The following is a 13,187-nucleotide window of genomic DNA, read 5'->3' as shown; positions in this document are numbered from 1 at the left end:
GCCCGCCCGTGGCGGGCGCTGTGCGGCGCCTCGTATAATGCGGCGCTCGCCCGACGACCGGATAACAGCCCACCATGTTCGCACGTTTGTCTGCCTGGATCACCGCCCGCTCCGTCCCCGGCGAAAGCAGCGGGCGCATCCTGGTCCTGGCCCCGCGGGCCACTCTGGAGACCGCCGCCGACTGGCTGCAGGAGCTGGCCGGGTCCGTCGGCCCCATCGCCCTCGGCGTCACCGACTGTGGCCAGGACCGCGAGGCCGAGGACCTGATCGACGGTTTCCTGGCCCTGGCGATGCGCCCCGAACTGGCCGCCACACGTCTGGCGCGCCTGCAACCGCGCGCCATCGTGGTCATCGGTGCCCTGCACGCTGGCGATCTGGACCTGGGACCCGCCCTCGGCACGGTCCACGTGCCTCGCATCTGGATCAATGCCGAGGGTGACGGCGCGGCAGGCGTCGAATGGAATGCGGTCTTCGCTGCGCGCGAGGACGCAACCGTCTCCGGCCCGGTCGAGGTCATCGGCGATCCGATCGCCGGCGCGGTGGAACTGCCGCCCGCGCCATCCGGAGATGACGGGTTCTGCGAGCGTTTTCGCGAGTACCACGAGAAGGGTCACCCGATCCTGCTGGCACCCAATACTGGCCCGGGCGAGGAGGCCTTCGCCTTCGCCGTGTTGTTCGCGGTCCTGCGCAAGAGCGCCGCCATCCTGCTGCTGGCCCCGGCCGACCCGGCACGCCACGAGCCGGTCTATCGCGACGCGATCAAGTACTCCCTGCCGATCATCCGCCACAACCGCTTCATGACGTCCTTCGTGCCGCGCAAGAACCGGGTCTACTACATCGAGGACCCGGAGACCCTGCACGCCGCCTACACCTGCGCCGACGTGACCCTGCCGGGTGGCACCCTGGCCGCCAGCGAGACCCCTCCGGACCTGGGTCTGCCACTGGCCTGTGGCAGCGCGGTGATCTGCGGCCCGGCGCAGCACGAGCGCCATCCGGACGCCGCCACCCGGCTGCGCATCGCGGCCGAACACACCGGCCTGGTCGCCCGCGGCGAGGACCCCGAACAGGTGGCCGAAGAGGTGCTTGCCCGCCTGGCGGAAGGGATTGATCGGCAGGCTCGCCGCGAGCGTCTGGCTGCATGGCAGGCACGACAGGCCGGCGCCCGCGAGGCTGTTCAAGCCCGCCTGCAAAGCTTGCTCGGCACCTCCTGACGCCTTCCCGGATGGGCTTCCGGTGAAGTGCAACTAATTGATCTATAATTCGGTCGTAGGGTTGCAACCGAAAACCACAACGAGTTCGAAACGATGATCGACGGCAGCACCTCCCTCGCGGGCATTCAGAAGGGCATGACCAGCATGCGCCAGCAGGCACATACGGTGGCCACCGAGAATGCGGGCAGTCGCGAGGGCATGGGCGCCCAGGTCGGCATGATCGCCAGCCAGAATCAGATCGAGGCCTCGGTGAAGACCCTGCAGGCCGAAGATCGAATGATCGGCTCACTGCTGGATGTGCGCGCCTGAATCCAGGCGACAAGACCACGTAACGATCAGGGGGCTCGACGAGTCACACGATGGAAGTCCCAGTCTCCAACCCCTCAGCTGCAGTACCGATCGGCACACGCCCGACCGGAAGCGACCGGCTGGGCCTGGGCCAACTCTCCACCCCGGCGGATTTCGAACGCCCGCTGAACGATCCGGAGGCCGGCGCAGCCCGCCGGCCGCTCGAAGACCGCCCGGAACAGGACGACAACCGGCGCGGTGATGCCGAGCCGGATCAGGGGCTGGCCTTCCCGCGATCGGACCAGGAGATGGCCTCCCGCGCCCGCGTGGCGGCCCAGATCGAGGCGTTCCGCAGCGGCAATGATTCCGCCGAGGCCATGCCGGCGGACGGCGGCCCGCTGAGTGGTGGTGGTGTCGAGGCCTTGCGCCGTCGTGTGGAACTCGCGGTCAGCCTGGCCGGCCCGGCCGAAGAGCCGCGCCGCGAACTGAACGTAGTGATCTAGCCCAACGCCAACCGCAACGCCTTGCCCCTTTCTCAAGCCTCAGGGGCACCCTAGCGCGAGCGCCCGACCCCGCTATTGCAGACGGGGCGACGAATGGCCCTGCAACCACTCCTGCGCACGCTCACCGGCATGCAGGCGCTGCTCCGGGCTCAGCTCGCGAGCGACCCGCTCGCGGTGCCGTGCGGCGCTCGCAACCCCCATCTCCGCCGCGATCGCATACCACTTGAACGCCGACACGTCGGACCGCTCCACGCCCTCGCCCATCGCGAACAGACGCGCGAGATTGGCCGCCCCACGCCCCTCACCGGCCTCGGCCGCGAGCAGGTACCACTGTGCCGCCTGTTCCGGGTCCTGCGGCAGGCCCCGGCCCTCGTCGAACTTGAGCCCCAGATTGAACATGGCCTGGGCGTTCCCGCGCTCGGCGGCAATATGGAACCAGCGCGCTGCCTCGTTGGGATTCGCCTCCGGCCCATCACCCTGCTCGAACAGCACCGCCAGGTTGAAGGCCGCATCCGGGAAGCCGGCCTCGGCTGAGCGCTGGTACCACTGCGCGGCCTCGAGCGGATCCCGGGGCAGGTACTGCCCCTCGTCCAGCAGCACGCCAAGATTAAACGCGCACTGCGGATCACCCGCCTCGGCACCCTGGCGCCAAAGGGTCATCGCAGCGTCATGTTCGCCCCGGGCCCAGGCCGAGCGGGCCTGATCGAGGAGGGGGTCGGGTTGGGAGAATTGCGCCATCACTACGGTCCGTGAATTGCCTGGGCATCACTGTAGCGGTGGGTTCGTGATGCGTCGACAAACCGCACGGGGATACGTGATGAGCGCCACGATCGCCTCACCGAAACGGTGGAGTGTGATGAACTTCTCGCAACATACGAGGGGGTATCCCGGTCAACCGGATTGAACGTCATTTTCCGTTCACATTCACCCCGGATACACAGGAGTTTCCATGAAACATTCCACCAAGATCCTGGCCGCCATGGCCATCGCACCCCTCGTCTTCCTGATGGGCTGCTCCGACGGCGACATGGGCATGGACGAGTTCGAAGAGCAACAGATGCAGGAACAGCCCGAGGCCGGTGAAGGCGGCATGCAGAGCGCCCCGCCACCCCAAGACGGCATGCAGCAACAGCAGCCGCCGGAAGGCGAGATGCAGCAGCCCCCGACGGATGACGGCATGGACGAGCAGGGCGGCTCCCTGGAACCCGAGGGTGACGACCGCCTCTGATCCTGCCCCGGATCCATCACCCAGGCGACCAGCTGGCGCTGGTCCGCCACAAAAAAGCCCCGACACGCTGCGCGTGCCGGGGCTTTCACGTACTGCAGGGCAGGAAATCAGTTGCTGAAGGTGTCTTCCATCTCGTCGCCGGCATCCTCCATCGAATCGCCCGCATCGTCCATGGCGTCATCGATGTTCTCGCCGGCCTCTTCCGCCGGGCCCTGATTGTCACACCCCGCGAGGGTGGCACTGCCCAGCGCCATCATCAGGGCAAGCATCAGGATCGTCAGTCGCGATTTCCACATGGTGTTCTCCTTTACGGTAAGGGTCCTTTCTCGCTTCGCCCCCAGTACCCGACAGTTACCCGTCGAACCGGGGACACTCGGGGCATTCGACTCGGAAGCGCAGCATACGATCCGTCTTGCCGGAACCCCGCCGTCCAGAATGTGACGGGCTGCCGATTCCGGTTCCCCCATACAAGAAGACCGCACCCGAGAGAGGTGCGGCCTGCGTTTCAAGAGACACCGACTCAGAACCGGTGCGTCAACCCCACCGAGAACGTACGCGGTTCGTTGGGCCGGGCCCCGTCCGGGGAACGGGAGATGATTTGTTGCTCATCCAACACATTGCTCACCCGGGCATAGAGGTCGGTGTTCCTCCCCAGGGGGTACTGACTCACCAGGTCGATCGTGGTCAGCGACTCGGTCCGGTCGAATGCGCCCGCGCTCCGGTTACAGCCATCGCTGGTACACGTCTCGTCGATGTACTTCACGACCGCGTAGTGGTTCCAGCCACTCGCGTGCTCGAGGCCCCCTCGCAGGCTGAACTGGTGGCGGGGGATCCCCTGCAAGCGATCGCCGTCTTGCTGCCCCGAGGCCGGGTTGTCCGCGCTGGCCTCGGCACGGGTATAGGTGTAGCTGGCCTCCAGGGGCGCGTGGAAGGCCCCCAGGTCCACCCCCGTGGATGCCCGCACCTCCAGTCCGGAGATGACCGCCTCTCCGGTGGTAAAGGTTCCGGAGGTGGAACCGTCCGAGCAGGGCGTCGCCACCGAGCAGTTCTGCACGAAGTCGGAGAAATCGCTGTAGAAACCAATCGCCTCGACAAACGCATGGTCGCCCTGATACCGGGCGCCCAGTTCCCAGTTCGTGCTGGTTTCCGGGTCCTGTTCTTCGGTCGCACCGCCCCCCAGGGGAGCAAATCCACGGTGAACCCCCGCCAGCAGTTGCCAGCGATCCGTGAAGTCGTAGGTGAGCGAGGCCCCCGGCAGCCAGACGCTGCTCGAATTGGAGCGCCGCGAATCCACGACGTTACGCTGGGTGTCGGCATACTGGGTCCGCGAGGTCTCGACATCCTCGTAGCGCAGCAGCAGGTTGGCCGTCAGCCGGTCACTCACGTACCACTCGTCGGCGAGCCAGAAGCTCCAGGCCTGCGCATCCTCGAACCGGTTGTTGCTGCCCGTCGGCTGGATGGTCTCCTGATAGACGAGGGAACCGTTCACCTGATCGTAGATGTCGTCCGGCTGGAAGCGGTCCATCTCGTCCTGGTGATAGCGGACACCCGCACGCAACCAGTGGTCCCCGAAGTCCATGCCCAGTTCGGTCTGGATGCCCTCGGAGACATATTCGCGGTTGTTGTTGCGGTAGGTCAGTCCCGCCACATCGTCCTCGCCCCGGAGGATTCGTTGCGCGCTCGCATCGCCCCGATTGGCGTCGTCAATGAATGCGCCACCTCCGCCCAGCTTGAACCAGTTTCGGGCGAATTCGTTGCGGTACAACGTGGTGGTCATGCGCACGCGCTCGGACCAGTCGATGTCGTGCGTGAGACTCAGACCAAGGTGATCGTTCTCCATCTGATCGATCCCGGACAGGCCATAGCGCCGGTTGGGATCACGCGCGAAATCCGCGTCGGTCAGGCCGAGATAGGTCTCGTTGGACGTTTCCTTTGAGTACTGGACCTTGGCCTCGATGCTCTGGCGCTCGCCATCCCAGCGCAGCTTGCCGACATAGTCCTGGATGTCGTAGCCGGTATCGCGGTGGCTGCGATCGATATCCTTGAAGCCGGCCCCGTTGCGCTGGACGGTCTCGACCATGTAGCTCCAGTCACCGGAGCGATCCCCGAACATCGCGTGCACGTCGGTGCCGCCCCGATCGTTCACCACCGTCTCGATGGAGCCTCCGCGTTCCCGGGGGATGGGCGTGGACACCAGATTGATCACACCCCCGGTGGTCTGCGGCCCGTGGCGCAACAGCGGGGCCCCCTTGAGCACTTCGATCTCGTTGATCCGCATCGTGGTCGGGAAATAGTAGGCCGCCGGGTTGGAATACGGTGCCGGGGCGATCAGCACGTTGTCCTCCATCAGGGTCACCTTGCTGCTGCGCCCCGGAGGCGCCGCACGGATCCCGATATTGGGGCGCAGACCCGCCCCGTCTTCCTCCTGCACATACACGCCGGGCACGGTCTTGAGCGCCTGGTGGATGTCGGTGGTCCCTTCGGTTTCCAGCTGTTCGCGACCCACCACGGCCGCCGAGCCGGGCAGCCGCTGCGTCGCGGTCACGTCTCCGAGGATCTGCACCGGCGCCAGCCGGGCCTCGGTTCCGGATTCGGCTGTCGGGGCAGCCTCGTCGGCATGCAGCGCGGGAATCCCCACGGCCCCGGCAATTGCGAGTACGACGGCACGTCGCCTCCATACCCCGGAGTTGCGCGAGTGGTCGGCGGGTCGTGCGATTCGGCGGCTTGCCAGATGGTTTCGAGCCATGGTTGTCTCCCTTGAGTTGGCCAGCATCAACACCGCCACGGACGCCGGGGCGCCGTGGGTCGGTGACGGATTGGAGGCTGGCTGAGGGAGAGACTCCCCTGGCTGGCAGGTGCCACGGTGTGGACCGCGGCCGGTGTTTCACGGGGTTTACTTGGTCAGGATCAGCTTGTCGTTGGCGGTCCGGCGCAGGGTGTACCACTCGCCGCGGTGGCAGATGCGGATCTGCCGAGCGGGGCCCAGCAGCTGCTCGCTGGCAATCTCGCGCGGGCCCGGATCCTGGTGGACAGCCGGCTTGCCGGGTGGATGCGTTCCGGAATTCATTGTTCCCCCTCCGGTTCGGAGACGAAGGCCATGCGGCTCACCCCGGACTGGCGCACCTCGGCCATCACCCGGGCCAGGCGTTCGTAACGCGTGTCACGATCCGCGCGCAGATAGATCGCGATGTCCGGTTGTGTCTCCAGCGCCTCGCGCAGGCGCGCCGGGAGACGCTCCAGGGAGACCGACTCGTTGTTCCAGTACAGGTCGCCGCTTCCGTCCAGGGACAGCGTCACGCTGTCCGGCAGCTCGTCCACCGGCTCGCTGGTGGCCTGAGGAAGATCCAGATCCACCGAGTGGGTAATCACCGGTGCAGTGATGATGAAGATCACCAGCAGCACCAGCATCACATCCACCAGCGGGATCACGTTCATGTCCGACATTGGTTCGCTGGTGTCGCCCATGCGTCCGAAGGCCATGGCTTAGCCCTCCTGGTGCAGGCCGTCGTCCGGCAGTGCATGCGGATCGGTGCGACGGTCACGCGCCTCGCGAGCATTGCCGGGCTTCAGGTCGGAGTGCATCAGCAGGGCATGCACATCGTGTGCGAAGGCCTCGAAGTCCTGATGCAACAGGCGCTGGGAGCGATTGAAGATGTTGAAGAAGGCCACCGCCGGGATCGCCGCGGCCAGGCCGGCGGCGGTGGCCACCAGGGCCTCGCCGAGCGGACCCGCCACCAGATCCATGGACACCGACGACTCCTGTGAGATGTCGATCAGGGCGCCATGGATACCCCAGACGGTACCGAGGAGTCCGACAAAGGGCGCCAGCGCCCCGACCGAGGCGAACACGATATTGCCGGCCTGCATGCGCAGCAGCTGCCGGTCCATCGCCTGGCGAATCCGGCGCACCACGTGGTCGTCCAGGCGCTGCTCGGCCTTGTCCGAGCCGTCACGCACCCCGCGGTAGTCATCGAACGCGGCAAGCGCCTCCTGACCGATCACCGCCAGCGGGCCGCGCTGGTCGTGGATCGCATCGTGGAAGGCCGGCGCCGTCTGGCTGGCATCGAAGGCCGCCAACGCGGCGCGGTTGTCGCGACGCACGCCAATCAGCGTCAGCAGCTTGCTAGCGGCAATCGCCCAGGTCGCCACGGACATCAGCAGCAGGATCGCGAAGACCGCGACCAGCACCGGGTCACCATGGCGAAACACGTAGAAGACATCGAACTCGTTCATGCAATCATCCCCGGCTGCGCAGCGCTTCATGCGCCGGCCTTGTCATCGAATCGAAAAGTCCATCGGTACGAGCACCACGCCCTCCACCGCGCGTCCCCCACGGCGGGCAGGCTCGAACTCCCAATGCTCGATCGCCGCCTCGGCGGCATCGTCCAGGCGCCGGTGGCCGCTGCTCTCCTCCACCGACCAGTCCAGCGGCTGCCCCTGCGCGGAGACCCGGACGCGCAGCAGGACGGTACCCTCCTCCCCTCGGCGCAACGAGATTCGCGGATAGTCCGGCGGCGGGTTATTCAGGTACTCCGCCCCGAACCCCGGCTCCTCGAAGGGCTCGTCCTCTTGGCCCGCCGGCCCACCGGAGGCCGCCTCCGTCGCCGGCTTCTGGTCTTCGGCCGGCCCGGACGCGCCCGAACGACTCGGCTCTGGCTCCGGTTCTGGCTCCGGCTCCGGCTCCGGCTCCGGCTCTGGCTCTGGCTCCGGCTCTGGCTCCGGCTCTGGCTCCGGCTCTGGCTCCGGCTCTGGCTCCGGCTCTGGCTCCGGCTCTGGCTCCGGCTCTGGCTCCGGCTCCGGCTCTGGCTCCGGCTCTGGCTCCGGCTCCGGCTCTGGCTCTGGCTCTGGCTCTGGCTCTGGCTCTGGTTCCGGCTCTGGTTCCGGCTCTGGTTCCGGTTCCGGTTCCGGTTCCGGTTCCGGTTCCGGTTCCGGTTCCGGTTCCGGTTCCGGTTCCGGTTCCGGTTCCTCAAGTGTCTCGGTCACGGCGTCGGGTTCAACGACCGCCGTTTCTTGCCCGGTCGTGTCAGGCAACACCGCGTCCAGTTCGACCCAGTGTGCCTCCATGCCCCCGCCCCGGGTGCCAGCCAACTCCGGTGCGGCATCACGCATCACCCATAGCGAGCCCAGTATCCCGCCGTGCAGCGCGAAGCTCACGGCCACGCCCAGCGCCAACGCACGACGACTGCCGGAAGGGGATATGGAAAAACGGTGGGTCATGGATGAGCTAGCTCGCCGCAGGACACGAATGTATAGACGCCTTGACCGAAGAGAAGCTAACCCGCTCGCACATCGGCGCGTATGGGTCACGCATCTCCCGGAATCCGACTATCGCGGCTGGCCGGCGGATTGCCAAGTCACTGCCCACGAACAGAGCGCACCCTACCCTTAATGCGAATGGTTTGCAATACCAGTCGCATATAGCGCCATTCGCTCCGGATCGATACGCAGCAGCCCGGGTCAACTTTCCTCGGGTCCAAAACGATAAAACCCGCCCCGGCGGCACCGGGGCGGGTCGAAAAAGGCGGCTAGGCCGGCGGGTATCACCGGCCAGGCGCGATCAGTGCTCGTGACCGCCCTCGCCGTGGGCGTGGCCGTGCTCCAGCTCTTCGGCCGAGGCCTCGCGGACTTCGACAATCTCGACGTCGAAGTTCAGGGTCTCGCCGGCCAGCGGATGGTTCCCGTCGACCGTGGCGGTTTCACCCTCGACCTTGGTCACGGTGACGGTCAGCGGGCCGTTCTCGGTCTGCGCCTGGAACTGCATCCCCGGCTCGACGGATTCGACGCCCTGGAAGGCCTCCATCGGGATCTCCTGAACCATGGCGTCGATCTTCTCGCCGTAGCCTTCTTCCGGGGAGACCTTCGCCTGGACCTTGTCGCCGGCGGCCTTGCCTTCCAGCTCCTTTTCCAGGCCCGGGACAATCTGGCCTTGTCCGTGCAGGTAGGCCAGCGGCTCGCGGCCTTCGGAGCTGTCGATCTTCTCGCCAGCGTCGTTGGTCAGGGTGTAGTGGATGGCCACCACGGCGTTCTGCGCGACTTGCATGGGCTTTGCCCTCTTAATACATGAACTTTTAAGGGTAACGCGGAATATCGCTCCACGTCAGGTCCACCCGCCGGACACGCGGTTTCCGGCGGGTGGGTGTCCGCCAGGTCAGGCGGCCTTCTGCAATAGCAGTCGGTTCAACCGGGCGACGAACCCGCTCGGGTCCTCCAACTGCCCGCCCTCGGCCAGCAGGGACTGCTCGAACAGCAAGGAGGCCAGGTCGTTGAAGTCGTCGCCTTCCGCGGCCTTCAGGCGTGCGACCAGCGGATGGCCCGGGTTGACCTCCAGCACCGGCTTGCCGGAGAAGGTCTCCTGGCCGGCCTGTTTCAGCAGTTCCTGCAGATACAGCGCCATCTCGTGCTCGCCAAGCACGATGCAGGCCGGGGACTCCACCAACCGCCGCGAGGGCCGCACGCTCTCCACGCGGTCGCCCAGGGCCTGCTGCAGACGTTCCGGCAGATCGCCCAGGTCGCCCTCCGCGGCTTGTTCGCCGGTCTCGTCCTTCTGCGCGACGTCCTCGCCGATGATCTTGTCGAGGTCCAGATCACCCTTGGCGACATTCTTGACGGGCTTGCCGTCGAACTCGCGCAGGTGGGACAGCAGCCACTCGTCGACCCGGTCCGACAGCAACAGGACCTCGATCCCGTGCTTGCGGAAAATCTCCAGGTGCGGGCTGTTGCGCGCGGCGGAGGCATTGTCGGCAGTGATCACGTAGATCGCCTCCTGGCCCTCCTTCATGCGCTCGAGGTAATCCGCCAGCGCGACGTTCTGGGTGTCGTCGCTGTTATGGGTGCTGGCAAAGCGCAGCAACTTGGCGATCGCCTCCTGGTTGGCGAAATCCTCGCCGGGTCCCTCCTTCAGCACCCGCCCGAAGTTCTGCCAGATCTCGGCGTACTCCTCGGGCTCGTTCTTGGCGATGCTTTCCAGCAGCCCCAGGATCTTCTTCACCGAACCGGAGCGGATCGAGTCCACCAGGCGGTTGTCCTGCAGGATCTCGCGCGAGACGTTCAGCGGCAGGTCCGCCGAGTCCACCACCCCGCGCACGAAGCGCAGGTAGTTGGGCAGCAGCTTGTCCGCGTCGTCCATGATGAACACCCGCTTCACGTAGAGCTTTACACCGTGGCGGGCATCGCGATCCCAAAGGTCGAACGGCGCGCGCTTCGGGATGTAGAACAGCGTGGTGTATTCCTGCCGGCCCTCCACGTGGTTGTGGGTCCAGGCGGCCGGATCCTCGAAGTCGTGCGCGACGTGCTTGTAGAACTCCCGGTATTCCTCGTCGCTGATCTCGCTCTTCGAGCGGGTCCACAGCGCGCTGGCACGGTTCACGGTCTCCCAGTCGTCGGTAGGGTTGCCCTCCTCGTCCTGCTTGCGCATGCGGATCGGGAACGCCACATGGTCCGAGTAGCGCCCGATGATGTGGCGCAGACGCACGGGCTCGAGAAACTCGCCGGAGTCTTCCTTCAGGGTCAGGGTGATCTCGGTCCCGGCCTCGGTGCGCTCGCATGGGGTAATGGTGTATTCACCGTCGCCACGCGACTCCCAGCGGGTACCCGCATCCTGTTCGCTGCCGGCGCGGCGCGTCTCCAGGCGCACGTGGTCGGCGACGATGAACGACGAGTAGAAACCCACACCGAACTGACCAATCAGCTGGGAATCTTTTTTCTGGTCGCCAGTCAGCTTCTCGAGAAACGCCTTGGTACCCGAGCGTGCGATGGTGCCGATATGTTCGACCACCTCGTCCCGCGACATGCCGATGCCGTTGTCGCGCACCGTAACGGTCCGCGCCTCCGCATCCACCTCGACGTCAATCACCAGCTCCGCCGGCTGCGGGATCGCGTCCGGCTGGGCCAGGGCCTCGAAACGCAGCTTGTCACAGGCATCGGCGCCGTTGGAGATCAACTCACGCAGGAAGATCTCGCGATTGGAATAAAGCGAGTGGATCATCAGCTGCAGAAGCTGGCTGACCTCGGTCTCGAAGCGGCGAGTTTCGGTGCTGGGTTCGGTCTGGGTTTCGGTCATGGCGTGCGTGTCCCTTGATTGTTCTCGACACGTCGTAAGGTAGGGTCGCCTGTCCCGTTTTCAAGAACCGCGGCCTGGTAAAGTCCGCCCGCCCCTTCCGGATCCAGCAGTGCCCAGACCGGCGCGAGCAGCTCCGGAAGCTGCTCCTCCAGCTGCCACGGCGGACGCAGCACCAGCATCCCGGAGCCCGCCAGCCCGAGGTGGCGCTCCGGGTCGGCGGCGATACGCAACTCGCTGACCAGCCAGGGATCGTCCAGCTCGGCGCGTAACTGTTCGCGCAGCGGGTGATCCGGCCGGCCTGCGAGAATGGGGTACCAGACCAGGATGATCCCGGTGTTCCAGCGCCGACGGATGGTGGTCACCATCTCCGCCACCTCGCGGTACTCCGACTTGCGCTCGTAGGACGGGTCCAGCAGGACCAGACCGCGGCGTGGCTCCGGCGGAAACAGCGCTCGCGCGGCCTCGCGCGCGTCACGCTTGTGCACATGGCAGCGTGCATCGCCGGCGAGCCGCGTCTGCAGCCGATCATAGGCCTCCGGATGGAGTTCGCACGCGATCAGGCGATCGCGTTCGCGCAACCGCGCCTGAATCAGCAACGGGGACCCCGGATATTCGGTAAGGCGCGGGGGCTTCGGCTGCATCCTCCGCAGCGTCTCCAGGAACGTCCGGCCCGCGGATGGCCAGACCGGATCCGCAGACCACAGACGCGCGATACCGGAGGTGGCCTCGTCGGTCTTGCGTGCCCGCGCGCTGGTCAGGTCGTAGCCCCCGGCGCCGGCGTGCAGATCCACGGCCACGAAGGGTTTCTCGCGCCCGCGCAGCGATTCCAGAACCTGCCAAAGGACCAGGTGCTTGTGGACGTCGGCAAAATTGCCGGCGTGGTAGTCATGTTGGTAGCTGAGCATGCGTCCCTCAAACAAAAAGCCACCGCGAGGGTACCCGCGGTGGCTCAAGAAGGGCAGCCCGGAAGGACCGCCCTCGACCGTGTGAACGGCTTACTGGTTGACCGGCGAGTCCGGATCCAGAAGATACGCCATGACGTGCGCAATCTGTTCCTCGCTGAGGAAGTTGTTGCGTCCGAACCGCGGCATCTTGGTGCACGGGAAGTACTGGTGGGGGTTGGATACCACCTGGTGCACGTAATTCACCACCGAACTGTCATTACCGCGGGTGGCCCCATACCCGGCCAGGCTCGGGCCCAGGGTGCCGTAAAGCTCCTCGGCCGGATCCATCTGATGGCAGGCGTAACAATTACCGCCTGCCTCGCGGGTGCCATGGTCATCGTTTCGATGACCGATACGGTAGCCATACCCGGAGCGCGCCAACTCGGCGCCACGGCGCCAGTTGCCCAGGCGCGGACCACCCGGCGGCTCCTCGTAGCTTTCGCGGGCCATGGCGATCACCTCGCCTGCGGTCCCGGAATCCGGATCGCCCTCGATCGAACAGGCGGCCTGAATGCCATCCTGCACCATGCGATCACGGGCCGACCCACCTTCCTGCGCCTCCTGCTCGAAACGATAACTGTCCGTTTCCAGCACGAGGTAATCTGCCAATTCGTCGGCGCTCATCGCCGTAATGTCGACCTCGCCACTGGTCTCGCCCATCCAGCCATCGCAACCCGCGATCAGCACCGTGGACGCCAGAACGGCCAAGCCCGCCCCAACTGTCTTGTTCCTAAGCATCCCTGATGTCTCCTCTTGCGTCGGCTATTGCCGCTTCTTGCCGATCATCGTGCCGGCGTCTTCCAGGCGTAGGCCCGGCTGCCTCCAGGCCCGATGGAGAACAGGTCCCGGATCAACGGCCCATGGCCGCAAAGTAGATAGACCCATGCGCGGGTCCGTCAGGAAAAACCACCGCGAGCCCTCCCGCGGTGGTTCAAAAAAGGGCAGCCCCGGGAG

15 protein-coding genes are annotated in these 13,187 nt (G+C 66.1%); 4 read left to right on the top strand and 11 right to left on the bottom strand.

Annotation, left to right across the window (positions count from 1 at the left end; genetic code table 11):
• Positions 1-74 precede the first annotated feature (74 nt).
• The 3 genes from D575_RS0107685 (at position 75) to D575_RS0107675 (ending at position 2,002) form a co-directional block, all read left to right on the top strand.
• Complete coding sequence (locus D575_RS0107685) at positions 75-1,211, top strand: hypothetical protein (RefSeq protein WP_018145336.1); 1,137 nt, start codon at positions 75-77, stop codon at positions 1,209-1,211.
• Positions 1,212-1,304: 93 nt separating this feature from the next.
• On the top strand, positions 1,305-1,520 hold the full coding sequence (locus D575_RS0107680) for a hypothetical protein (RefSeq protein WP_018145335.1): 216 nt from the start codon (positions 1,305-1,307) through the stop codon (positions 1,518-1,520).
• Between the two features lie 50 nt (positions 1,521-1,570).
• On the top strand, positions 1,571-2,002 hold the full coding sequence (locus D575_RS0107675) for a hypothetical protein (RefSeq protein ID WP_018145334.1): 432 nt from the start codon (positions 1,571-1,573) through the stop codon (positions 2,000-2,002).
• 72 nt (positions 2,003-2,074) lie between these two features.
• On the opposite strand, the gene D575_RS0107670 is transcribed toward D575_RS0107675, so the two are convergent.
• Complete coding sequence (locus D575_RS0107670; RefSeq protein WP_018145333.1) at positions 2,075-2,740, bottom strand: tetratricopeptide repeat protein; 666 nt, start codon at positions 2,738-2,740, stop codon at positions 2,075-2,077.
• A 211-nt stretch (positions 2,741-2,951) separates the two neighbouring features.
• Between D575_RS0107670 and D575_RS0107665 the strand changes: the two genes are divergently transcribed.
• Positions 2,952-3,230, top strand: a complete 279-nt coding sequence (locus tag D575_RS0107665; RefSeq protein WP_018145332.1) for a hypothetical protein — start codon at positions 2,952-2,954, stop codon at positions 3,228-3,230.
• A gap of 107 nt (positions 3,231-3,337) precedes the next feature.
• Here the strand turns inward: D575_RS0107665 and D575_RS0107660 are convergent, their stop codons facing one another.
• The 10 genes from D575_RS0107660 to soxX form a co-directional block, all read right to left on the bottom strand.
• The gene (locus tag D575_RS0107660; protein WP_018145331.1) at positions 3,338-3,526 is read right to left on the bottom strand and encodes a hypothetical protein; all 189 of its coding nucleotides are present in this window, start codon (positions 3,524-3,526) and stop codon (positions 3,338-3,340) included.
• A 224-nt stretch (positions 3,527-3,750) separates the two neighbouring features.
• A complete protein-coding gene (locus D575_RS0107655) occupies positions 3,751-5,868 on the bottom strand; it encodes a TonB-dependent receptor domain-containing protein (RefSeq protein WP_018145330.1) in 2,118 nt (705 codons plus the stop codon).
• Between the two features lie 255 nt (positions 5,869-6,123).
• The gene (hemP, locus tag D575_RS14025) at positions 6,124-6,297 is read right to left on the bottom strand and encodes a hemin uptake protein HemP (RefSeq protein ID WP_018145329.1); all 174 of its coding nucleotides are present in this window, start codon (positions 6,295-6,297) and stop codon (positions 6,124-6,126) included.
• On the bottom strand, positions 6,294-6,710 hold the full coding sequence (locus tag D575_RS0107645; RefSeq protein WP_018145328.1) for a biopolymer transporter ExbD: 417 nt from the start codon (positions 6,708-6,710) through the stop codon (positions 6,294-6,296). The genes hemP and D575_RS0107645 overlap by 4 nt, the downstream gene beginning before the upstream one ends.
• 3 nt (positions 6,711-6,713) lie before the next feature.
• Complete coding sequence (locus tag D575_RS0107640) at positions 6,714-7,463, bottom strand: MotA/TolQ/ExbB proton channel family protein (RefSeq protein WP_018145327.1); 750 nt, start codon at positions 7,461-7,463, stop codon at positions 6,714-6,716.
• A gap of 42 nt (positions 7,464-7,505) precedes the next feature.
• A complete protein-coding gene (locus D575_RS0107635) occupies positions 7,506-8,294 on the bottom strand; it encodes an energy transducer TonB (protein WP_018145326.1) in 789 nt (262 codons plus the stop codon).
• A gap of 493 nt (positions 8,295-8,787) precedes the next feature.
• The gene (locus D575_RS0107630) at positions 8,788-9,270 is read right to left on the bottom strand and encodes a peptidylprolyl isomerase (RefSeq protein ID WP_018145325.1); all 483 of its coding nucleotides are present in this window, start codon (positions 9,268-9,270) and stop codon (positions 8,788-8,790) included.
• Positions 9,271-9,378: 108 nt separating this feature from the next.
• Complete coding sequence (gene htpG / locus D575_RS0107625; protein WP_018145324.1) at positions 9,379-11,289, bottom strand: molecular chaperone HtpG; 1,911 nt, start codon at positions 11,287-11,289, stop codon at positions 9,379-9,381.
• Positions 11,286-12,194: a 23S rRNA (adenine(2030)-N(6))-methyltransferase RlmJ gene (locus tag D575_RS0107620; protein WP_018145323.1), complete on the bottom strand. Its 909-nt coding sequence runs from the start codon at positions 12,192-12,194 to the stop codon at positions 11,286-11,288. Before D575_RS0107620 ends, htpG begins: the two co-directional genes overlap by 4 nt.
• A gap of 90 nt (positions 12,195-12,284) precedes the next feature.
• Positions 12,285-12,971: a sulfur oxidation c-type cytochrome SoxX gene (soxX, locus tag D575_RS0107615; RefSeq protein ID WP_026182086.1), complete on the bottom strand. Its 687-nt coding sequence runs from the start codon at positions 12,969-12,971 to the stop codon at positions 12,285-12,287.
• Between the last annotated feature and the right edge of the window lie 216 nt (positions 12,972-13,187).

This window comes from Thioalkalivibrio sp. AKL6 (genome assembly GCF_000376905.1).
Taxonomy (GTDB): Bacteria; Pseudomonadota; Gammaproteobacteria; order Ectothiorhodospirales; family Ectothiorhodospiraceae; genus Thioalkalivibrio; species Thioalkalivibrio versutus.
This window is presented reverse-complemented; position numbering and strand designations above follow the sequence as displayed.